A 21,833-nucleotide genomic window follows, 5' to 3' on the forward strand; every position below is an offset into this window, starting at 1 on the left:
TTAAAGCTTGTGTCTTTATTTCCTTTGCAAGGATTTTTAGGCAAATCCTTTAAAAAGCCTGCACCAGCAAAGGTGAATTGTCAACATATCACTGTTCAAAGGAATGTTATTATAGTGAATGACTGTTACTATTTGAAAGGCGCGGTGGCCTGTCCGTTTTCCGGACCGGCGGTTGGCGGGAAGGCTTAATGGGCGACATTAATACGGATAAATATTTCTTTTTAAGGTCGTATTGAACTCGCAAATATTTCCAATAGAAAGCCTTTATGCTGGGTTGAGAAATCACAGCTATGCTCTCGTTTCAAGGCCTTGCGCAATGGCGGAAATTAAGCCTGACGCGGGCGGATAGGTTTAAACGGACTAGACTTTTTTTGTTCCTTTTTGGGCGATGCCAAAAAGAACAATAAGAAATGAAACGAGCATGGCAACGATTGCCCCGGGAGAATATGTAAAAATTCTTGCATGCGAGTTCCATCATACCAATAACATAGTTTAATTATATACTGATGAAGCCAGCATGGAACACGACCCGAACATGCGGTACTCGTTTCCTCCAAAATTATTTTTTCGAGTACCCATATTTCTTGACCATTTTATGACGCGAGCTCATGTATCATAGATAGACTAACTTATAAACCAGGATAAAGAAAAACCTCTTTTGTTCAATAAAAGTTGTTAAAAATTTGTAATTTCCCCAACATTTTTAACCTACCTGGTCATTTCAATTTTGTCCGGTAACTGTTCTGCAATCCGGAAAGTAAAACCGAAGTATTTGGGTGGTTCGGAGATTTAATGTTCGCTGTCAATGCTTTCCGTGGTGCCAAAACAGTTGGTTGTTGAATTGGGAGTGCAAAAGTAAAAAATCTCTTATTTCGGTATCTTTTTGATTCCACCGAGATGGGCAACTATGAAAGAATCAGGCCTAAAAAAACAAAATTATGATCATTGAACAACTGTCGGTTTTTCTGGAAAATCGCTCAGGGAGATTGCATGAAGTATTTGAAATACTCGGAAAAGCTAATATTAATGTATCTGCCTGCAGCATGGCTGACACTTCCGAATTCGGTATTCTTCGGTTGATCCCTTCTGACCCTGCCGGGGCAAGGGAAATCCTTAAAAATAATCTGTTCTCAGTGAATGTGAGTGAGGTCATTTCATTTGCAGCTCCCAACTCTCCCGGAGCACTTTCCAAAGCTCTGAAGATTTTGGCTGATGCCAATATCGGAATTGAATATCTGTACGGGTTTTCTCCCGGCGACAAATCATTTATTGTTTTGCGTCCTGATGATGCTCAAAAAGCTGTGGAAGAATTTCAGAAACATGAAATGGAGTTGATATCGGCAAGTGACCTCTATAAATTTTAAGATTCTTATGAAAATATCGATATGGAACCGGCATTTTGAAACCATGCCGAGAGAGCAGATGAAAGCCGTTCAGAGTGAGCGTTTAAGAGAAGTGGTGGAGCGGGTCTATTATAATGTGCCCTATTATAGAGCTAAGATGCAGGAACAGGGAATAGGTCCTGAACATATTCAGTCGCTGGATGATTTGCAAAAACTTCCTTTTACAACCAAGCAGGATTTACGCGACAATTACCCTTTTGGTCTGTTTGCGCTGCCCATGAGCGAAATTATTCGCCTGCATGCCAGCTCCGGAACTACCGGTCGCCCCACAGTTGTTGGGTATTCACGACGTGATATTGCCGTTTGGTCTGAGGTAATGGCGCGTACACTTACTGCAGCCGGTGTAAGCAATAAGGATTTTATCCAGATTGCTTATGGTTACGGGTTGTTTACCGGTGGATTGGGGCTTCATTACGGAGGTGAAAAGGTGGGCGCATCGGTTATTCCTATTTCCGGAGGGAATACCAGAAAACAACTTCAGTTGATGAATGATTTCGGATCTACGGTGCTGGCTTGCACCCCTTCTTATGCATCGTATCTGGCAGAGGCTATTGATGAAAGTGATATCAGACGGGAAGATCTGAAGTTGCGGGTGGGGATTTTTGGTGCCGAGCCCTGGACGGATAATATGCGAAAGGAGATAGAAAAAAAGTTGAAAATTAAAGCTTTTGATATCTATGGGTTAAGTGAAATTATCGGACCCGGAGTATCTTTCGATTGTGAATATCAGAATGGTTTGCACATCAATGAGGATCACTTTATTCCTGAAATTATTGATCCCGAAACACTGGAGCCGCTTCAGGAAGGTGAGTTGGGTGAACTGGTTTTTACGACCGTAACCAAAGAGGGATTGCCCATTATTCGTTACCGCACCCGTGACCTTACACGCTTGCATTATGAGACTTGCAAATGCGGCAGAACCCTTGTGAGAATGGAGAAATGCACCGGCAGAAGCGACGATATGCTTATTATTCGGGGAGTGAATCTTTTTCCCTCACAGATTGAAAGTGTGCTGTTGGAAATGGACGAAACCACACCTCACTATTTACTGGTGGTTGACAGGATAAACAATCTGGATACACTGGAACTTCATGTGGAAGTGGAAGATCGCTTCTATCAGGATAAAATCAGTGAACTTCAGAATCTTGGTAAAAAGATTAAACACCAGATTGAGAGTACCATTGGTTTGAGTGTGAATGTGAAGCTGGTGGAGCCAAAAACCATAGAACGCAGTGAAGGAAAAGCCAAACGAGTAATTGATAAAAGAACACTGAAATGACACAAAACACTCCTTTTCCGGTTTCTGAAGAGACAATGCAGGAATTGCGTCAGGAACTGGGCATTGAAAGTCTTGCTTATTGTACCATCAGGCAGATTGTGCAACTGGTGAACCGCTTGCAGGAGATAAGCGGAGAGTCCTACATCAGAACAGAGATGGGCGTGCCGGGACTTAAAACACCTCAGGTTGGGGTGCTTGCTGAAATTGCGGCTATGGAAGAGGGGGTAACATCGGTCTATCCGCCCATTGAAGGCCGGCCGGAATTAAAAAAGGAACTTTCCCGTTTTGCCCGGCTCTTTCTGGATGTCGGGATACATGCCGCATCCTGTATTCCTACCGTAGGTTCTATGCAATCGTCGTTTGTGACTTTTATGGTGGCCAATAAGCGGGATCCGCAGAAAGACACCACTTTGTTTATCGACCCGGGGTTTCCGGTTCATAAGCGGCAGATTGTCGTTCAGGGGATGAAATATGAGAGTTTTGATATCTATAATTACAGGGGAGAAAAGCTTCGTGAGAAACTGGAAAGCTACCTTAAAAAGGGGAATATCAGTACTTTTCTTTATTCCAATCCCAACAATCCGGCCTGGATCTGTTTTACCGAAAGGGAATTGAAGATCATTGGGGATCTGGCTAATGAGTATGATGTGATTGTGATGGAGGATCTGGCTTATTTTGGTATGGATTTTCGCCACAATTACGGTGTTCCGGGTAAGCCACCGCATCAGCCCACTGTTGCCCGATACACAGATAATTATGTATTGCTTTTTTCCAGCTCAAAGATATTTAGTTATGCCGGACAGCGGATCGGCGGCTTGTTGATTTCAGATGCTTTGTTTGGAAAAACTTTTCCTCATCTTGGAAAAGTCTTTAATTCGGATCGTTTTGGTACAGCCATTCTGCAGGATGCACTTTACTGTACCACTGCCGGAACTGCTCATTCTCCGCAACTTGGTTTTGCTGCACTATTGAAGGCTGTCAATGATGGTGATTTTGATTTTCGCAGTTATGTGAAGGAATATGGCGAGCGGGCTGCGATAATGAAAAAGCACTTCCTGGACAATGGTTTTCAATTGGTTTACGATAAAGATGAGGAGCAGGATGTGGCCGATGGTTTCTATTTTACCATCAGTTATCCCGGCATGACGGGGGAGGAGCTTTTAGGAGAGTTGCTTCGCTATGGGATAAGCGCTATAACGCTCGATACAACAGGAAGTTCGCGTAAGGAGGGACTGCGTATTTGCGTGTCACATACCTCTAAAGAAAGATTGGGAGATCTTGCCAAACGTTTGCAACAGTTTTCATCTGTCCGGACATAGGTGGGGCAGGCAATATAGAATGTATATAAACAAGAATCTTAACTCTCTGATTTTCGATAAACTTACAAATTGTAATGCATTATATTCGCTTTGTTTATAGGAAATAATGACGAGAATCATGAAGCTTAATTACAATTTTTCTCTAAATTCGTAATATAGTTTTAAGAAAAACAAATTTTGTTATGGCAAAAATGATTGGAGCAATAGAGGTGGACATCGAGACCTGTAAAGGTTGTTCGCTTTGCGTCGAAGCCTGCCCGACAGATGTAATCGCCCTGGCAGACGAGGTGAACGGGAAGGGGTATAATTATGCATATATGGCAAATCCGGATGCTTGCAACGGGTGTACCAATTGTGCGTTGGTTTGTCCGGATAGTTGTATTACAGTTTATCGTAAAAAAGTTGAAATGGCCTGATTTGTTAACAATCCGGTCAGAATCAAAGAAATATTAAGCAAATGAGTGAACTAAGGTTAATGAAAGGCAATGAAGCCATTGCCGAGGCAGCAATTCGCTGTGGAGCCGATGGGTATTTCGGATATCCCATTACCCCGCAATCGGAGGTGATGGAGAAATTGATGGAATTGCAACCATGGAATTCCACCGGAATGGTCGTTCTCCAGGCTGAAAGTGAAACTGCCTCAATTAATATGTTGTATGGGGGGGCAGGTTGCGGAAAAAGGGTGATGACCTCTTCTTCCAGTCCGGGTATCAGTCTCATGCAGGAAGGATTATCATACATGGCCGGTGCAGAACTTCCCTGTCTGGTGGTCAACGTTGTACGCGGAGGACCGGGACTGGGCACCATACAGCCTTCTCAGTCCGATTATTTCCAATCGGTCAAAGGAGGTGGTCATGGTGACTACAAGCTTATAGTGCTGGCACCGGCATCAGTTCAGGAAATGGCAGATTTTGTGGAACTTGGTTTTGACCTGGCATTCAAATACCGCAATCCTGCGATGATTTTGTCTGACGGAATGATTGGTCAGATGATGGAAAAAGTGGAGCTGAAACCTCAGCAAAAACGCTGGACCGATGAAGAGGTTGCACAAATGCATCCCTGGGCTACCACCGGAAAACCCGAATCGCGCGATTACAATATTATTACTTCTGTTGAGCTCGATTCTGAGGCTCACGAGAAGTTTAATCACCGACTTCAGGTAAAATACCGTGAACTGGAGGAAAAAGAGGTGCGTTTTGAAACAACAGATGTGGATGACGCAGATTATCTGATTGTTGCCTATGGAAGCAGCGCCCGTATTTCTGCTGCAGCCATCGAAATACTCCGGGAAAAGGGTATCAAAGTTGGGCTTTTGCGTCCCATAACACTTTATCCATTCCCCACAAAGGAGATTCAGCGACTGGGTGCAAAGATGAAAGGTATTTTGTCTGTGGAGATGAGTAGCGGACAAATGGTGGAAGATGTAAGGCTGGCAGTAGAAGGAAAAGTAAAAGTAGAGCACTTTGGACGTTACGGCGGAGTTGTTCATTCGCCCGATGAGGTTGCCGAGGCTCTGGAACAAAAACTGATTGGAGGATAAGACAATGGCTGAAATAACTGAAGATATCAAAGTAGCGGAGAACATCGTTCATAAAAAAAGCAGTGTTCTGACCGATAAAGTAATGCACTATTGTCCGGGCTGTAGCCATGGTGTTGTTCATAAACTTCTGGCTGAAGTCATTGAGGAGATGGGTATTCAGGACAAAACCATTGGAGTTGCTCCGGTGGGTTGCTCCGTGTTTATCTACAACTACCTGGCCATCGACTGGCAGGAGGCTGCCCACGGGCGGGCACCCGCTTTGGGAACAGCCATCTCAAGGTTGCGTCCCGATCGTTATGTGGTGACCTACCAGGGAGATGGAGACCTTGCAGCCATTGGTACGGCTGAAACCATTCACGCCTGTAACCGTGGTGAGAATATGGTAATGATATTTATCAATAACGGTATCTACGGGATGACCGGTGGTCAGATGGCTCCGACCACTCTGGAAGGAATGAAAGCTTCCACCTGTCCGTTTGGGCGTGACCCCAAAACGGATGGTAATCCTCTCAAAATCACCGAGATTGTTGCTCAGCTTCCCGGAACCAACTTTGTTACCCGGCAGGCAGTGCATACTGCTGCTGCTGTAAGACGGACAAAAAAGGCCATCCGGAAAGCTTTTGAGAAACAAAAGGACAAGACCGGAACTTCATTTGTTGAAGTGGTTTCCACCTGCAACTCAGGCTGGAAGATGAATCCTGTGGATTCCAACAACTGGATGGAAGAGAATATGTTCCCGTTTTATCCACTTGGTGATATTAAAGACGTTTAAGAGACGGGATAATTAACCGACACAATGTTTAACAGAACATTTGTGGTTCTCCGCGACTTGTCTGAGGTGTTTGATTGACGGATGGTTGTGGAGATTCATAAAAAACAGTTTGTTATGAAGGAAGAAATAATAATAGCAGGATTTGGTGGCCAGGGCGTTTTGTCTATGGGAAAAATCCTTGCCTATTCAGGCGTGATGCAGGGGCAGGAGGTAACATGGATGCCTTCTTACGGACCTGAAATGCGGGGCGGAACAGCCAATGTTACGGTTGTTTTGAGCGATAACCGCATCAGTTCGCCGATTTTGCATGCTTTCGATACTGCCATCATCCTGAATCAGCAATCAATGGATAAGTTTGAACCACTGGTGAAACCTGGTGGTCTGTTGTTGTACGATCCCAATGGAATTACCCGTCATCCGGAAAGAGATGACATCAATATCTATAAAATTGAAGCTGCTGAAGAGGCTGCTCAGTTGAAATCAGCCAAAACTTTTAATATGATTGTTTTGGGAGCTTTCCTTAAGGTTAAGCCTGTGGTTGAGATGGAGAACGTTCTTAAAGGATTGAAGAAATCACTTCCCGAACGCCATCATCATCTGATTCCGATGAATGAAAAAGCCATTCAACGAGGCGGAGAAATTGTTAAGGAAGTAACTCTGGTTAAGGCCTGAGATTTTTAGCCTGATAAGATTTTTCAAAGACACGAAAAGTGCGGTAATTACAACTTTACACTGATTTTTTAAGTGTTGGGTTGGAGAGACCGTGTTTTTCGTGTTTTTTTTTGAAAAAAATAGTATCTTGAAACAGCGCTATCCACTAAAACTGATTAATTCATAAATAATTTAATACGATGATCAACCACCTGCGAAATATGAACGTCCTCGATAAAATAGATTTGAAAATAGTTTACTATTTCCCTCATCAATTTCATCTGCGGTTGTCCATATTTCTATCTGTTTGACCATCTCATCACAATGATTCATGAATTAATCAGGTAAAACAAACGTTATGAAGGAAGGAAAAATACATCTTATCGATCTCGATTTTGAGTATAAAATGTGGAAGAATCACCTGGAGTGGTTTCTTCGTGATTTGAAAATCATCAGAGATCGCAACAATGAAATAGCCGGCGGGCAGGGCAAAAAAGAGCTTAATGCTGTGGAAGAGATGATTCTGGACGAGTGGGAAGATCAGATAAAAAAGATGATGGGCCGTATTAAAACTCAGGAACAGGAGCTTCAATACTACAATAAGGATTTTCCGATTACTGCGGACCATCAATACTTCGATGAGCATTTGGGACTAAGACAAAGGATGGAAAAGCTGTCGAATAATGTGATTGCCAAGATTTCAGATTTAATAAAAGAGTTGAGTGTATAATGCGGATTTGTGTTAATCGGACGAATCCCGTTCATTTAATTATTGTGATGAACCAAATATATTTTTCATTTGAACGGAGAACAATAACGTTCTTTCAGCGGTTTAACTGAATAAACAATTTATATGGAAGGGAAAAAGAAGCTGACAAAAGAGTTGGGATTGTTTGATGTTTTTGCCATCAGCACCGGTGCTATGTTTAGTTCCGGTTTTTTTCTTTTGCCCGGCCTTGCTTCGCAATATACCGGACCTTCTGTATTTGTTGCCTACCTGGTCTCGGGTTTGCTTATTTTACCCGCCATGTTTAGCATGGCCGAGATTGCTACAGCACTGCCCCGAGCCGGAGGGGCCTATTTCTTCCTGGATCGGAGTCTTGGACCGCTAATGGGAACCATCGGGGGACTGGGAACTTATCTTTCGTTGGTTTTTAAGACTGCTTTTGCGATTATTGGTATCGGGGCATATGCGGCCATTTTCTGGGATGTTCCGGTTCAGTTGGTGGCGGTGGCGGCCACGATGGTCTTTACAGGGCTCAATCTTATTGGAGCCAAAAAAACATCCGGCCTTCAGAACTTCTTCATTATTTTCCTCCTGGTGGTTTTGGGAGGCTTTGTTTTTGAAGGGTTATATACTGTATTCTTTACCGAGAGGATCGAAGGACCGTCGGCAAATGAACATTTCACTCCGTTTTTCACCAATGGCATCGAAGGGATAATTACCACTGCCGGTTTTGTCTTCGTTTCATATCTTGGATTGACCAAAGTGGCCAGTGTGGCTGAGGAGATCAAAAACCCTGAACGGAATATTCCATTGGGTATGTTGTTGTCACTGGTTATTACCAGCGTCATTTATTTCCTGGGTGTGTTTGTGATGGTTGCCCTGATTGATCCGAAAGATTTTGCCAATGAGTTGGCACCGGCGGCAACTGCGGCCAAACAGCTTTTTAAATGGATGCCTGGTCAGACAGGTGCTTACCTGATGGTCGGGGCGGCCATGGCTGCCTTTGCCTCCACCGGAAATGCCGGGTTGCTCTCGTCATCGCGATACCCCTTTGCCATGGCCAGAGATAAACTTTTCCCTCCCCGGTTTGCCAGGGTTGGAAAATCCGGTACTCCGATACTTTCCATATTGTTCACTTCGGGGTTGGTGCTTTTTCTCATACTTGTGGTATCGGAAGAGGGCATTGCCAAACTTGCCAGTGCTTTTCAGCTTTTTATTTTTATGCTGATCAATTTTTCTGTAATTGTATTCCGAAAGAGCAACATAGAATCATACGATCCCGGATATAAATCGCCCTGGTACCCGGGGATGCAGATTGCAGGCATTTTTGTGTCCCTGGTGTTGATTGTTTATATGGGGTGGATGGCAGTTATCTTCAGTGGTATTGTAACACTTTTATCTTTTTTATGGTACTATTATTACGCCCGTGAAAAGGTTAAACGTGAGGGGGCTATTTTTCACTGGTTTGCACTACTGGGTAAGTATCAGTATTCCGAGCTGGAAAATGAGTTTATGACCATCCTAAAGGAGAAAGGACTCCGGCAGGGGGATCCCTTTGATGAGACCATCACGAGAGCCAGAATTACTTCTTTGGAGAAAGATGTGGAATTTGATGATTTGGTAGCACATGTGGCAGAGGTGTTCTCTACCGAGATGCACGCCAGCAAAGAGACATTGATCAATGAGTTTATGACCACCTCCGCCATAGAGCCGGCACTGATTATTCCGGAAGTCTCTATCTTATATGCCAAAAGTGAAGGGGTTGATCATCCCTCTCTGCATATTGTTTTGTCGAGCAGAGGAATTCGGAAGCCTGTTGGCAAAGGAGGAATCTCTTCGGAGGATTATATCCGCATATTCTTTTTCCTGGTTAATCCGCCCAGTGACTCACGTCAGCAACTGAGGATGCTTTCGAGGCTTGTGGACATTATCGAACGGGAAGAATTTGTGGAAGAGATGTTCGATCATAAGAGTCATAGAAAAATTAAGGAATATTTGTTGCACAACGAGCGTTTCTTTACCGTGAGGTTGTTGCCTCAGTCCGCTCAGTTTGAACTGGTGGGAAAAAAGCTAAAAGAGATATCTCTTCCGCCTGATGTGCTTGTTGCTTTGATAGAACGTGATTCGGAAACATTTGCTCCGCATGGAGATACGGTACTGGAAGAACATGATGCATTGACTTTGATAGGAGAACCAAAGTCAATAGCGCAACTGTTCGATAAGTATCTGAAACAATAATCCAGGTTAGCCCGGACTCATAAATTATTCCAGAATTTTCTCATAGATCACCACATCCAGTAACTCGTTGAACTTTTGTCCAACCTGCCTGAAGTGGGCGCATTTTTCGAATCCGCACTTGGCAAAGAGGCGGATGCTGTTTTCATTGGTTCCGGTAATGGTGCCCAGTAAAACTTTTATGTCACGTTTTAGGGCTTCTTTTTCCAAAAAATTCACTGTTTGAAAACCAATGCCCTGACCGCAATATTCCGGCTTCAGATAAACTGTTGCCTCAGCTGTTCTGTCATATGCCTGACGCTTTTTAAACTGGCACAGATAGCAGTATCCGGCTGTTTTTCCATCGGCTTTTACAATGAAAGAAGGATATTTCTTGTTATGGAAAGGGATTATTTCTCTGAGTTCCTCAAAACTCACCGGATGAGTATGAAAGGTAGCAGTAGTCTCAGTAATATAATAGTCGTATATCTCTTTTATGGCCACCAGGTCATTGAGGGTGGCTTTCTCGAATTTAATTTCCATAGTTGATATCGTTGTCTATTTGTGGTTAATTCTTTTGTTAAAAAGACCTACTCTTTTGGATTCTTTTTTGCTTTCCAGAAACCCGTTTAAAAAGAGCACTGTTCCAAAACCCATAAAACAACCTGACCATAAAAAGGAGATGTCGGTTAGGTGGGCTGAACACAATGCCAGCAAAACAATTATTATTCCGGGTATAATATTTTTGTAGTGCGGTTTCTTTTTAAATCGCATGCCAGTGATTATTTCTTGATTTTTGAAGTCCTCATTGCAATAATTCATGGTTAAAACAGTTTAAAGATAATGAATTTGTAATGTGAATGGTTATTTTTTGTGTCAATTTTTTTGTTCACTTTTTCAATCTACCCGAATTCAACGGGAGCTTTTTTGACGGGGAGGTTTATTCCGGTCAATGCAAATCGTCACCATTCTTTCCACCGGCTTATTTTCATTATCTTTATCGCCCCAAACAAAAAAATCAAGGACATCATGAATCCCATCATACTAGGTATTGAATCTTCCTGCGATGATACCTCCGCAGCAATCATAAAAGGCGATACCATTCTTTCGAATGTTATAGCCGGACAGAAGGTGCATGAGGAGTATGGTGGTGTTGTCCCCGAACTGGCATCCAGGGCGCATCAGCAGAATATCATTCCGGTGGTGCATAAGGCTATGAAGGATGCCAAAGTGACTCCGGAGGAAATATCTGCAGTCGCTTTTACCAGGGGGCCCGGACTGATGGGATCGTTATTGGTGGGTACCAGTTTTGCAAAAGGGTTTGCACTGGCCCGGAAGATCCCCTTGATCGAGGTTAACCATTTGCAGGCACATGTGCTCGCTCATTTTATTCAGGAGTCGGACAGCAAACATGAGGTGCCGGAATTTCCCTTTCTGTGTTTGCTCGTTTCCGGAGGAAACAGTCAGATAGTTCTGGTGAAAGACCACCTGGAGATGGAAATTATCGGTCAGACCATAGATGATGCTGCCGGAGAGGCCTTTGATAAGTGTGCCAAGGTGATGGGGCTTCCCTATCCCGGGGGGCCACTGATAGATCAGTTTTCCAAAGATGGCAATCCGGATGCCTTTCAGTTTTCCAAACCCCGTATTGCTGATTTTGATTACAGCTTTAGCGGCTTGAAGACCTCTTTCCTCTATTTTTTAAAGGATCACATTAAGAAAGAGCCCGACTTTATTGAAAATAACAAAAATGACCTGTGCGCTTCCCTTCAGAAAACCATAGTGGATATTCTGATGGATAAGCTTATTGCGGCGTCCAAAAAGACAGGGATTAAAGAAATAGCGCTTGCAGGAGGAGTTTCTGCCAATTCAGGATTGCGTCAGGCTTTTGTGGATGGCCGTGAGAAGTATGGCTGGAACATCTATATTCCTGAGTTTTCATATACCACCGACAATGCTGCTATGATTGCCATTACCGGACTTTTTAAATTTCGAAAGCAGGAGTTTGTGGGGCAGGAGGTGGCCCCGTATGCCAGGATGGGGATTTGAAAAGGTTGAGGATGAGACTAAGATTGAGGTTAATGCTAAGGTTAAGAGTGAGAGAGTGTGTTGATTCTACGTAACTTTTTTATCACAAAACGGAACCCAATGAGTGAGGAGCAACAAGAAATACGGTATCGGGTAAACGGAGCTGATTTTGTAACCCGACAGATGGGCAATGAGATGGTTATGGTGCCGCTTACCGATAAGGTGGCAGATATGACCAGTGTGCTTACACTTAATGAAGTTGGTGCAGATATTTTGAGGCTTCTTGAAACACCCCAGACTAAAGAAGAATTGATTCGTCAGATGTTGGACCTTTATGATGTTGATGAGTCCACCCTGATAGAAGATGTAGAAGCGTTTATAGCTGAAGCTACTCAAAAAAATGTAATTGAGATTATTCAACCCTGATGAGAGAAGAATCAAAAAATACTGAAGGAATTGTAATATTTCTACCGGGTTTGAAGCTGGATTTCTCCTGTACTTCAGCTGATGTAAAACTGGTGCCTCTGGGAAGTTCTTTGTTTAATGATTCACTAACAGAAGGAAATCAATTATTTCATGTTTCCTATTCAACAACAGAATCGGTTGATACTTCCGGATTTTCCAGAGCCCTTTCCGGTGAATCCTTTCCCGGCGCTGAAATTCCCTATACATGGACAATTTTGCGAAAGGATCATCAGGTGGGGATTCATATTGATTTCGATGACGATTTACAATTAGAGGAGGTATTTGGTGTTATTGATTTTTCCCAAAATACGATTTCAGCCGCACTTGTGCCCGGGGATGGCGTTCAGGAAATTTCCATTGATCCGCTCTTTCAACCTTTTGGCTCTGTATTGATGGTGGTGCTGGCCCATTATCAGGATGATGTCCTGGTTCATGCATCCGGGGTGCTGGAGAACGTGAAAGGGCGACTCTTCACGGCTGTCTCGGGGACCGGAAAAAGTACCATGGCGGGTATCTGGAAAAGCGAAGGGGCCACCGTTATTAATGACGACCGGTTGTGGTTGCGAAAGATTGGTGACAGGTGGTATATGTTCAATACTCCGATGCCTTATTATGCACAGAAACCTTTGATGGCCCCGCTAAATGAAATATTTCTTATCCGGCAGTCGCCGGACAATGAAGTAACCAAACTTGCCGGGATCAATGCTGCCATGCGCTTTATGGCCAACGGTATTCAGCATTTTTACGATAAAGAGATGACCGGCCGTCATCTCGATCGCATCCTGGATATTGCCTCTCAGGTCCCCATTTATGACTGTGGGTTTAAACTTTCTAATGATATTGTGAGGGAAATAAAAGGGTTAAGGGATTAGTGAATAGCCAGTAGTTAGTAGAGAATAGAAGGAGGTTTGGAAGGCAGAAGGGATGAGGGATGAGAGTTGAGGGGGACTTTTCTCTGAAGCTGGATTTCTGGCATGATTGTGTTTTTTTCAATTTATAGGTGGTACTAATTATTGTTTGATTTTTCCTTTTTATGGTGGACCAGCCCCGGCGGGGCGACAGTTTGGTAGCAATGGAATTGAAATGCAAGAGAAAAGCCCCGGCAGGGGTGACACCTTTTCCTGACCAGGTAGCAATGATTCTTCCTCCTTCGTTTCCTCTTTCCCCTCTGCCCCTTCGCTTCCGCACGAGGTGCTTGTATCCCGTCGTCTCCTGACGACTATTAACCCGACAAAACTCATAACCCAAAACTCACATCCTGTACTTCTCCCATCTTCGTTTTTCTCCCTGCATGAACTGCTCAAATTTATGAGGAGGATCAATTTTAATACTTATTGGTTCACCGGAAAAGGGGTGGGGAAATGCCACTTGCGTTGCACAAAGAAACAATCCTTTGCCTTTCAGGATTAACCCTTCTTTGCCATACATTTTATCACCGAGAATGGGGGTTCCGGCTTCCGAAAGATGTTTTCTGATTTGATGTGTCCGACCAGTTAATGGCTTCGCTTCGACCATGGTAAGTGTCTCACTTCGCAGCGAAGGAACTGTCCTGATTTTTCTGAAAAGGGTGGTTGACGGTTTTTCATCCACCGGTGTTTCCGAACTCCATGATTCTTGTGTTTCTCCAATAACCAAAGCCTGGTAGGTTTTATGAATCTCTTTTTGCTCCATCAGACGGGAGAGTTTCACACGGGCTGCGGCAGTTTTGGCAATAATGATGAGACCACTGGTGGGGGCGTCGAGCCGGTGGATGGCTTTTGGAGAAGCCAGTGCATCCGTATGTGAAGATGGTTCTAGGTGCAGGGGAAGTGCATTTTCAAGTGTCCTGAATTGATTTCCGCTAACGACCACACCCGCCGGTTTATTTACCACACCCAGCGTTTCATCTTCATACACTACTTCGAGGTCAATGTGATAAATTTTGACGGGTTTGTCATCCGGAGTATTCCAGGTAATTACCTCTCCCGGCTTCACGATGTGTCCTGTGGTTCCCGGCTGTTTGTCCACCATGATTTCTCCCTTTTTGATGGCTTTTTTGAAGGCTGATTTGGTGGAGAGACCGGGGAAAATTCCGGGGCCGTAATCGCTTAATCGAATGGACCTGGTATCTGAGGTAACAATATGTTTCTCGCTTTGCATTAGTCTGTTTTATTAAAACTCAAATTTACGAAAAAGAAAGGGAATGCCTGAAAATACTGGATAACACTCCTTTTTAATGAAACGAGCATGGCAACGATTGCCACAAGAGAATATGTATAAATTCCTGCATGCGAGTTCCATCCGACCAATAATTTAAACAATTTTTATACGGATGAAATACTTTCGTTATTTTTGGGAGACAGACAGTCATGTTATCACACACAACTAAAATTAAAACAAAATGAATTTTAAAAAACCATTCCTTTTTCTGCTAATGGTGTTGGGAACAACACTTTTCTTATCTGCCCAGTATTACCAGCCGGGTCCGCAGGTTGAAACATTTTACTCCGAGATTGACGATTCGGAGCAACCTTATGCGCTGTATCTTCCTGATAACTTTGATGCAAAGAAAGAATATCCACTGGTGGTGATGTTGCACGGCGCCATGTCGAATCACCGGCTGGCGTTGAAGCGTGTATTTGGTAAAACAAATCTTCCGGGAGAAAATGATGCTGAAGCATCGCGGTACTTTCCCGAATGGGAAGATGTGGAATACATTGTTGTGGCTCCTTATGCCCGTGGAACCATGGGATATGTGGGGATTCCTGAAGATGATGTATTGCAAATCATCGAAAAGTGCCGACAGGATTTCAACATCGATCGCAACCGTATTTATCTGACAGGATTGTCCATGGGTGGGGGTGGAACTCTTTTTATCGGGATGGCCTATCCCGACTTGTTTGCCGCCATTGCTCCTGTTTGTCCGGCTCCACCTCAGGAGTATTTTGACCTCACTGAGAATGGACTGAACATTCCTGTTGCCATTCATCAGGGCGGTGCCGATCCGGTGGTGAGACCAGAGGGAACCAGACAAATTGTGGACGAGTTGCAGAATATGGGAACAATGGTTGAATATCATGAATATCCGGGTGTTCAGCATGATTCGTGGGCCAATGCGTATGCCGGTGGCCGGCTTTTTAACTGGTTTGATGGGATTGAGCGAAATCCGTTTCCTGCAAGGGTTCGCTATGCTACTCGTTGGTATAAACGACCGGGGGCTTACTGGGTGAATATGGATAAGCTTACACCCGGGATGCTTGCCCGAATTGATGCTCAGTTTACCGCGAAAAATGTGGTCAGTATAAAAACGGATAATCTTGAGGCTTTTTCTCTTCAACTGAAGGGGCACCCACAGTTTGAAGCATCCGAAAAACTCTCTGTGAAAATTGATGGGCAATCCATTTCCAGTTTGCCGAAGTACAATCACTCCTTTACCAAAAAAGATGGAGAGTGGCAGACCGGGCGTTACCATGCTCCGGTGGTTGCCAAGAAAAAAGGTCTTGAGGGTCCCATGTATGAAGTGGTGACCGATCGTCATGTTTATGTATATGGTACCGAAGGAGCATCAGGGATGGAAGAAGTAACTGAGCGAAAAGAAACAGCCAAACAGGCTGCTGACTTCTCTGTTTCATTTGGCGGGTATTTTGAGCAGAACAGTACTGTGAATCCCCGGGTGATTGCTGATCGGCAGATAACGCGTGACGATTTGCTCAATTCCAATTTGGTTTTATTCGGAACTCGAAAAACCAATAGTGTAATTGCTGATTTGGAAGATGAGTTGCCAATGCATCTGGATAGTTCGTCAGACAGTCTGGGGCTTGCTTATTGTTTCCCGCACAATGGCAACCTGGTGGTTGTAAGTTCGGGATTGCCCTTCTGGACATTTATTGCAGAAGAGGAGGGGGAGATGCCGAAAACCGGAAGCCGCTTTGGCGGAGCTAAAGGTGCCCAGGCGTTAAAGGGAATGAAGGATTTTATACTGTTCGAAAAGAGCAATCATAAGGTGCTGGTGGAAGGCGTTTTTGATGAAAACTGGGAGTTGACACCGGAAGATAAAGATGAGTTGGAATCTTACGGAGTTTTGGTGGAAGAACGATAAAAACAGATTTTGAAAAGATTTTTGCAAAGGTGAATATTCATGCATAAAGCAGTCCTCCCAAAAGCGAGGTTTTTTCCTTTTAAAGGAATATATAATAATGTTGTGTTTTTAAGGCCGAAGGTCTTTAAGCAATAGCCTGGGGCAACGCCCCAGGAAAATTGAAACACCCACCCCCTCTCTCTCATTATTGGTCGCGACGCGACCAATAATGAGAGAGAGGAGACATGAGGGATACCTCAAAACCCAGGGCGCTGCCCTGGGCTATTGCTCTCAGGCTTTCAGCCTGTTTCCGTACGGCCGGCTATGTTGTTTTATGTAAAAAGCAGGTTAATTGTTCAACTAATTCGGATTGCCGGGTGTTATGTTTTTTTACGATTTGAAATAAACTACATCTGTGATGAGAAAAGCTTCTTTTTTCTTTCTGCCTGTTATGTTTTTATTGTTGTTTTCCTGTACTTCCAAACCGGGGAAGCAAACTGCTGAAGACAGGTTTTCCGGACAGGTCAATGAGCAGAGCGATGATGGGGGAATTAGAGATTCTTCTAATAGAGAAGAGATGGTTCTGATTCCCGGAGGGGTTTTTGATATGGGCGCCCGGGAAAAACAATTCTCAAAGTTGGATGAATTTCCTGTTCATAAAGTGAAAATTGATAGTTTTTTGATGGACAAACATCCCGTAACCAATGCTCAATTTAGTGAATTTGTTGCGTCAACAGGTTATGTGACAACGGCAGAACAGGCTCCTGAATGGGAAGAATTGAAGAAACAACTTCCACCGGGGACACCAAAACCCCCGGATTCTGTATTGGTACCTGCATCTCTTGTTTTCCATTCTCCGGATACGAGAGTGTCATTGAATAATCATCAAAGTTGGTGGGGTTGGGTTCCGGGAGCTGACTGGAAGCATCCACAGGGGCCCGGTAGTTCCATTGAGGGAAAGGACGATTATCCTGTGGTTCATGTTTCGTGGTATGACGCTCAGGCTTATGTAAAATGGGCCGGAAAGCGTCTGCCAACGGAAGCCGAATGGGAATACGCTGCGCGGGGAGGTCATAACACTTTTGTTTATCCCTGGGGGAATGAGTTGGTATCTGCTGAGAAAGCAAATTTCTGGCAGGGGACATTCCCTTATTCCAATAACGGAGATGACGGATTTTTATCTGCTTCACCGGTTGGTTCGTTTTCGCCCAATGGCTATGGCTTGTATGATATGGCTGGAAATGTGTGGGAATGGACTTCAGACTGGTATCATGCAAAATATTATGATGCTCTGGCCCGAAAGGGAATTGCTGATAATCCAAAGGGACCATTGGTTTCTTCAGACCCCGCTGACCCGGGAGTTCCGAAAAAAAGCATCCGGGGCGGTTCTTTTTTATGTAATGACTCCTATTGCGCAGGCTACAGAGCTTCCGCCAGAATGAAGTCCACTCCGGACAGTGGAATGATGCATCTGGGATTCAGATGTGTGAAGGATTTGTAAGGGGGTATTCATAAAGTCATTCTTTGTTTTTAGCCAAAGCAGAAGAACTGTTGGTGTAAAAAGAGTGGATTTTCCGGATTGATTTTCTGTAAATTGGAATCATCAAGGAAAACCCATAATTTTTGCCATGAAACCATTTTTTACCTTTTGCTTCCTTTTTCTTTTTTTTCTCGCAAACCTGAATGCACAATTATTGGACAAATTTCCGGACTTTTTGCCGGATGGAAAGATCAAGGGAGTAGAGCGTACAGGAGTCTCGGGATTTATTGAGTATCAGTATTCCGGAGAAGCAAGTAAAAAAAAGGGAGAGGCAAATCATTTTATTGTTGTATTCATTGATGCCCGGGGGCGAATCACTAAGTCGATTGAGTTCAATCAATTCCGGAACCCTGAGAAATGTTCTGTAAATGCTTTTGACGAATCAGATCGGTTGACGCAGCGAAGCCATTTCAATGCTAAAGGAAAGTTGTTGTGGCGTGAAGTGTTTTATTATGATGTTACAGGTAAACTGACTGAACGGGTTGAGTTGGCTGATGATGGTTCGATTGATGGAAGAACTGTTTATATTTACGATAAAGAGGGACTTCTTTTTAAAACGCGCCAGTTTGATTATGCAGGGAAGCTCTCTTTTTTTCAGGTTTTTTATTATTCGGAGAACAAATTACCGGAAAGAATAATTCTTAAGCAGGCCAGGGGATTTACCATGAGCAATACGATTCTTCGTTATCAAAACAGTTTGTTACCTGCTGAACGTGTTGTATCTGCAGGATCAAAGGGGCCTGTGCTTCGTGAAGAGTACATTTACGACAGAAACCATCTGTGGGATGAGAAGCGTGTTTTTCAGATGGGGGATTTGAAAACTGTCCATGTCCGGAATTATTGCAAGGGGAATTTTAGACAACGCTTGAATGATGAGCAACTCCTAATGGACGAGGTCTCAGTTGACGAACCTTTCGATTCCGGCTCCTATGGTTTCAAGGCACGTGCATCGTTTCCTAATGGAAAATCGGCTTTGGATTCATTTTTACGGTCACGGGTAAATTTACCGGATACCGTCTCCCAGCAGGGGGTGGTTATGGTCAGCTTTGTGGTCAAACCGTCAGGAAAAGTTAGAAAAGCAAAGGTGCAAAAAGGCTTGACACCTTTACTGAACGATATGGCTTTAAAAATTGTAAAGAAAATGCCTGCATGGATTCCTGCCAAATCGGGAAGCGGGAGGCCTGAAAAATCAACAGTCTATCTTCCTTTGGTTTTTGTGAAATAGGGATTACTTTTCAGCAGCGTTCCAGTTATCAGTTCGGAAAGGAACAGCGGGCAAACCTTCTTTATTGATCAGGTTGCATTCAGGGTTATTGGCCCAGCCATAACGGACGGCTACCGGTTCCGGAACTTCTTTAGCAGTGACAACGACTTGATTTCCCTTTATGGAGGCTTTTGCCCAATGGAACTTCTTGTCTTTTCCTGCAATGGAAAAACCTTTTAGTACCTCTCCATTTTGTACTGATAACCCTGGACCCACCTCTGAAAACCATATTTTAATTTGATTGTTTTCCACCTCAAAGTTTTTAAATATGGGCCCTGACGCCTGAATTTTTTCCTGATAGATCATTTTTTTTGCAATTAGGGAAAGTCGCCTGCCAACCTCCTGTTTGTTGAGGGGGTGAATATTGTTGGCATCACCAATGTCAATAATGCAGGCCATCCCGGTGTTAGGGAGTTTTAAAGTTTCTGTTTGAGATTCTCTAAGTAATGCCCAGTTGCTTTCCATGGGTACAGAATCCCGTTTCATATAATTGGCCAGTTGAACGTACATAAAAGGCAGATATCCCTGTTGCCACCGGATGCGCCAGTCATTAATAAGCAGGGGGAAAAGTTTCCGGTAATTATAAGCGTTGTCCACATTGTTTTCGCCCTGATACCAGATAAAACCATTAATGCCATAAGGAACGACAGGGGCAATCATAGCGTTGTAAAGGAATGAGTGGTATTGATGGTAGTTGTTGATGAAAGGTATTTCGGGTTCCAGGTCTTTTTGATATTTCCAGGTACCTGTGACGCTGATTTTTTTCTCTCCATCAGAAATGTACATCTCTTTGGCAGGAGGATTGAATCCGCCACCACCCCAAAGAAAAGCCATGCGTAACGTCAGGTTGTTGGGTCCGGCCTTTATAATTGAGTCCGGGATGGAGTAGATATGTTCGGGTTCTGCATTCCAGATGGTTTTGCAGATTTCTTTACCGTTAAAGTAGAGCGTGTAATTCAATTCCGGATGTCCCAGGTTGAGGGTCAGATCACGTCCCTTCATATCTTTTGGAATATTCACTTCTTTGCGTAGCCAAACCATCCCTTCATAATCTGGGATGCTCATGTTTTTCAGAGTTTGGGGCATTTGTATCTCAGTCCATTGAGAATCATCAAAATCAGGATCAGGGTAGATCTGATCGCTTTGGTTTTGTGGGTTGTAAACAATTTCCCAGAACCGGATGAGGTCCAGACTGTCTTTCACAAAATGTTGAGGAGTGATGGTGTCATTGCTAAGAACTTTGGTTCGGGAGATGTGTGATGAAAGCAGAATTTCACGGCTGGTCCATGCTTCCACAGGCGTGCCGCCCCAGGTTGACTGAAGTATTCCGATAGGTATGCCAAGCTCCTTGTGAAGTTCTCTGGCAAAATAGTATCCTATCGCAGAAAAATCCTTGATACTTGTTGAATCGCACCGTTGCCATTGCCCGCCTTTGATTTCTTCCTGTGGAGTGATGGTTTTGTTGTGTTCCACCTTAAAGAGTCTGATGTTAGGAAATTGAGCATTTGATATTTCTTCATCAGCATTCATGGCTTGTTGTACCTGCAACTCCATATTCGATTGTCCTGATGCCAGATATACATCACCAATCAGTACGTCCTCGAATTTGATAACAGGTTTGCTATTGTTACTTTCAAAAATTTCAAGGCGGTAAGGGCCGCCGGCTTTTAGTTGAGGAAGGCGAATCATCCACCTTTCGTCCTTTCCTGCAAATGCCGAGGCTTTATTTCCTGCGAGCATAACGGTGACTTGTGTTCCCGGTTTGCCTTTTCCCCAAACAGGGATGAGCGTATTTCGTTGCAAAACCATATGATCGCTGAATACTTTCGGGAGTGAAACCTGTGCAAAAGTAGTTGTAGCTATCAGGAATAATGCAGCTATAACTGTGAGCCTGAAAATCCATGTAGTTTGACTTTTCAGGAAAAGGGGATGCTGATGTGTTATCATCTCTGTTTGAGCTTAAAATTAATGTAAAAGTTTGCTCAGGGGAGATCAATAAGTGGTCTGTGGTGGGGCAAAGATAAGGGAAATGAAGAAAATTCTTGTGATCTAACGGGAGAATAATGTTTTATTCAGTGATAAATTGAAGAGTATTATCTGAATCGGTCTCAATGATTTTATTTTAGTAAGTCTTCATACAATAGTGCCGCCCCACAGGGGCTTTATCGTTTAAATCTACAATTTCTTCAACCTTACGACCCCATACCCTCCTCTTATTTATCGGCCCTTGCAGGGCGTAAAATCCTAACCCGATTCTTTTCCCGGGACGATGCCCCGGGCTGTATTTAGTTGGGCCTTCAGCCCAATTTTACATTTTTCACTAAAAATTCATCCGCGGCCATCTGCGCCATCTGCGGATTCTCAAACGTTGCGTATCGACCTCTGTGTCTCCCTGTGTAAAATTTAAACAGTTTCTGAGAGTTTTTCTTTACAATACTTCGCTAAGCTTTTACAAGTGTCTGGTAGTTAGTTGTTTGTGTCATGCGTGGTGCGATGCGTAAATCTCTCGTAACAAGACCTTTGTGCCATTGCGTCTCTGCGGTTATACTTTATTTTACGGAATATTGTTAGTAA

At 43.7% G+C, this 21,833-nt stretch carries 18 protein-coding genes; 15 read left to right on the forward strand and 3 right to left on the reverse strand.

Features of this window, described 5'->3' with window-relative positions; genetic code table 11:
* Positions 1-938: 938 nt before the first annotated feature.
* The 9 genes from BY457_RS07085 to BY457_RS07125 all read left to right on the forward strand — a co-directional run bounded on the left by BY457_RS07085 (position 939) and on the right by BY457_RS07125 (position 9,929).
* Positions 939-1,364, forward strand: a complete 426-nt coding sequence (locus BY457_RS07085) for an acetolactate synthase (protein WP_106152635.1) — start codon at positions 939-941, stop codon at positions 1,362-1,364.
* A gap of 7 nt (positions 1,365-1,371) precedes the next feature.
* Complete coding sequence (locus BY457_RS07090; RefSeq protein WP_106152636.1) at positions 1,372-2,682, forward strand: phenylacetate--CoA ligase family protein; 1,311 nt, start codon at positions 1,372-1,374, stop codon at positions 2,680-2,682.
* Positions 2,679-4,001: an aminotransferase class I/II-fold pyridoxal phosphate-dependent enzyme gene (locus tag BY457_RS07095; protein ID WP_106152637.1), complete on the forward strand. Its 1,323-nt coding sequence runs from the start codon at positions 2,679-2,681 to the stop codon at positions 3,999-4,001. Before BY457_RS07090 ends, BY457_RS07095 begins: the two co-directional genes overlap by 4 nt.
* A 182-nt stretch (positions 4,002-4,183) precedes the next feature.
* Positions 4,184-4,417 (forward strand): 4Fe-4S dicluster domain-containing protein, encoded by a 234-nt coding sequence (locus BY457_RS07100; protein WP_010662740.1) that lies wholly within the window; start codon positions 4,184-4,186, stop codon positions 4,415-4,417.
* Positions 4,418-4,458: 41 nt separating this feature from the next.
* Complete coding sequence (locus BY457_RS07105) at positions 4,459-5,541, forward strand: 3-methyl-2-oxobutanoate dehydrogenase subunit VorB (protein ID WP_106152638.1); 1,083 nt, start codon at positions 4,459-4,461, stop codon at positions 5,539-5,541.
* A 4-nt stretch (positions 5,542-5,545) separates the two neighbouring features.
* Positions 5,546-6,313, forward strand: coding sequence for a thiamine pyrophosphate-dependent enzyme (locus tag BY457_RS07110; RefSeq protein ID WP_010662738.1), 768 nt, complete (start codon positions 5,546-5,548; stop codon positions 6,311-6,313).
* A 114-nt stretch (positions 6,314-6,427) separates the two neighbouring features.
* Positions 6,428-6,985, forward strand: coding sequence for a 2-oxoacid:acceptor oxidoreductase family protein (locus tag BY457_RS07115; protein ID WP_106152639.1), 558 nt, complete (start codon positions 6,428-6,430; stop codon positions 6,983-6,985).
* Between the two features lie 337 nt (positions 6,986-7,322).
* On the forward strand, positions 7,323-7,694 hold the full coding sequence (locus BY457_RS07120) for a hypothetical protein (protein ID WP_106152640.1): 372 nt from the start codon (positions 7,323-7,325) through the stop codon (positions 7,692-7,694).
* Positions 7,695-7,817: 123 nt separating this feature from the next.
* Positions 7,818-9,929, forward strand: a complete 2,112-nt coding sequence (locus tag BY457_RS07125; RefSeq protein ID WP_106152641.1) for an amino acid permease — start codon at positions 7,818-7,820, stop codon at positions 9,927-9,929.
* A 24-nt stretch (positions 9,930-9,953) separates the two neighbouring features.
* On the opposite strand, the gene BY457_RS07130 is transcribed toward BY457_RS07125, so the two are convergent.
* Positions 9,954-10,448, reverse strand: coding sequence for a GNAT family N-acetyltransferase (locus BY457_RS07130; protein ID WP_106152642.1), 495 nt, complete (start codon positions 10,446-10,448; stop codon positions 9,954-9,956).
* 486 nt (positions 10,449-10,934) lie between these two features.
* Here BY457_RS07130 and tsaD point away from each other — a divergent pair, with 486 nt between their 5' ends.
* The 3 genes from tsaD to BY457_RS07150 all read left to right on the forward strand — a co-directional run bounded on the left by tsaD (position 10,935) and on the right by BY457_RS07150 (position 13,270).
* Positions 10,935-11,954 carry a tRNA (adenosine(37)-N6)-threonylcarbamoyltransferase complex transferase subunit TsaD gene (gene tsaD, locus BY457_RS07140; protein WP_106152644.1) on the forward strand — a complete coding sequence of 340 codons (1,020 nt, stop codon included), beginning with the start codon at positions 10,935-10,937 and terminating at the stop codon, positions 11,952-11,954.
* A gap of 99 nt (positions 11,955-12,053) precedes the next feature.
* Entirely contained in the window at positions 12,054-12,359 is a 306-nt protein-coding gene (locus BY457_RS07145) for a PqqD family protein (protein ID WP_106152645.1), read from the forward strand.
* Entirely contained in the window at positions 12,359-13,270 is a 912-nt protein-coding gene (locus BY457_RS07150) for a hypothetical protein (protein WP_106152646.1), read from the forward strand. The genes BY457_RS07145 and BY457_RS07150 overlap by 1 nt, the downstream gene beginning before the upstream one ends.
* Before the next feature lie 379 nt (positions 13,271-13,649).
* On the opposite strand, the gene BY457_RS07155 is transcribed toward BY457_RS07150, so the two are convergent.
* Positions 13,650-14,537, reverse strand: a complete 888-nt coding sequence (locus BY457_RS07155) for an RluA family pseudouridine synthase (RefSeq protein WP_106152647.1) — start codon at positions 14,535-14,537, stop codon at positions 13,650-13,652.
* A 241-nt stretch (positions 14,538-14,778) separates the two neighbouring features.
* On the opposite strand from BY457_RS07155, the gene BY457_RS07160 reads away from it, so the two are divergent.
* The 3 genes from BY457_RS07160 (at position 14,779) to BY457_RS07170 (ending at position 19,220) form a co-directional block, all read left to right on the forward strand.
* Entirely contained in the window at positions 14,779-16,476 is a 1,698-nt protein-coding gene (locus BY457_RS07160) for a carboxylesterase family protein (protein ID WP_106152648.1), read from the forward strand.
* A gap of 397 nt (positions 16,477-16,873) precedes the next feature.
* The gene (locus BY457_RS07165; RefSeq protein WP_106152649.1) at positions 16,874-17,956 is read left to right on the forward strand and encodes a formylglycine-generating enzyme family protein; all 1,083 of its coding nucleotides are present in this window, start codon (positions 16,874-16,876) and stop codon (positions 17,954-17,956) included.
* 127 nt (positions 17,957-18,083) lie between these two features.
* A complete protein-coding gene (locus tag BY457_RS07170; protein ID WP_106152650.1) occupies positions 18,084-19,220 on the forward strand; it encodes a TonB family protein in 1,137 nt (378 codons plus the stop codon).
* Between the two features lie 3 nt (positions 19,221-19,223).
* On the opposite strand, the gene BY457_RS07175 is transcribed toward BY457_RS07170, so the two are convergent.
* Positions 19,224-21,206, reverse strand: a complete 1,983-nt coding sequence (locus tag BY457_RS07175) for a sialate O-acetylesterase (RefSeq protein ID WP_106152651.1) — start codon at positions 21,204-21,206, stop codon at positions 19,224-19,226.
* Between the last annotated feature and the right edge of the window lie 627 nt (positions 21,207-21,833).

Source organism: Marinilabilia salmonicolor (assembly GCF_003003035.1).
Taxonomy (GTDB): Bacteria; Bacteroidota; Bacteroidia; order Bacteroidales; family Marinilabiliaceae; genus Marinilabilia; species Marinilabilia salmonicolor_A.

What these genes read in the sequence shown, in the direction of transcription:
- BY457_RS07095 (WP_106152637.1), top strand. Translation starts at nt 2,679, where the DNA reads ATGACACAAAACACTCCTTTTCCGGTTTCTGAAGAGACAATGCAGGAA.
- BY457_RS07105 (WP_106152638.1), top strand. Translation starts at nt 4,459, where the DNA reads ATGAGTGAACTAAGGTTAATGAAAGGCAATGAAGCCATTGCCGAGGCA.
- BY457_RS07110 (WP_010662738.1), top strand. Translation starts at nt 5,546, where the DNA reads ATGGCTGAAATAACTGAAGATATCAAAGTAGCGGAGAACATCGTTCAT.
- BY457_RS07165 (WP_106152649.1), top strand. Translation starts at nt 16,874, where the DNA reads ATGAGAAAAGCTTCTTTTTTCTTTCTGCCTGTTATGTTTTTATTGTTG.
- BY457_RS07120 (WP_106152640.1), top strand. Translation starts at nt 7,323, where the DNA reads ATGAAGGAAGGAAAAATACATCTTATCGATCTCGATTTTGAGTATAAA.
- BY457_RS07145 (WP_106152645.1), top strand. Translation starts at nt 12,054, where the DNA reads ATGAGTGAGGAGCAACAAGAAATACGGTATCGGGTAAACGGAGCTGAT.
- BY457_RS07125 (WP_106152641.1), top strand. Translation starts at nt 7,818, where the DNA reads ATGGAAGGGAAAAAGAAGCTGACAAAAGAGTTGGGATTGTTTGATGTT.
- BY457_RS07130 (WP_106152642.1), bottom strand. Translation starts at nt 10,448, where the DNA reads ATGGAAATTAAATTCGAGAAAGCCACCCTCAATGACCTGGTGGCCATA.
- BY457_RS07115 (WP_106152639.1), top strand. Translation starts at nt 6,428, where the DNA reads ATGAAGGAAGAAATAATAATAGCAGGATTTGGTGGCCAGGGCGTTTTG.
- BY457_RS07160 (WP_106152648.1), top strand. Translation starts at nt 14,779, where the DNA reads ATGAATTTTAAAAAACCATTCCTTTTTCTGCTAATGGTGTTGGGAACA.
- BY457_RS07100 (WP_010662740.1), top strand. Translation starts at nt 4,184, where the DNA reads ATGGCAAAAATGATTGGAGCAATAGAGGTGGACATCGAGACCTGTAAA.
- BY457_RS07155 (WP_106152647.1), bottom strand. Translation starts at nt 14,537, where the DNA reads ATGCAAAGCGAGAAACATATTGTTACCTCAGATACCAGGTCCATTCGA.
- BY457_RS07150 (WP_106152646.1), top strand. Translation starts at nt 12,359, where the DNA reads ATGAGAGAAGAATCAAAAAATACTGAAGGAATTGTAATATTTCTACCG.
- BY457_RS07090 (WP_106152636.1), top strand. Translation starts at nt 1,372, where the DNA reads ATGAAAATATCGATATGGAACCGGCATTTTGAAACCATGCCGAGAGAG.
- BY457_RS07085 (WP_106152635.1), top strand. Translation starts at nt 939, where the DNA reads ATGATCATTGAACAACTGTCGGTTTTTCTGGAAAATCGCTCAGGGAGA.
- BY457_RS07170 (WP_106152650.1), top strand. Translation starts at nt 18,084, where the DNA reads ATGAAACCATTTTTTACCTTTTGCTTCCTTTTTCTTTTTTTTCTCGCA.
- tsaD (WP_106152644.1), top strand. Translation starts at nt 10,935, where the DNA reads ATGAATCCCATCATACTAGGTATTGAATCTTCCTGCGATGATACCTCC.
- BY457_RS07175 (WP_106152651.1), bottom strand. Translation starts at nt 21,206, where the DNA reads ATGATAACACATCAGCATCCCCTTTTCCTGAAAAGTCAAACTACATGG.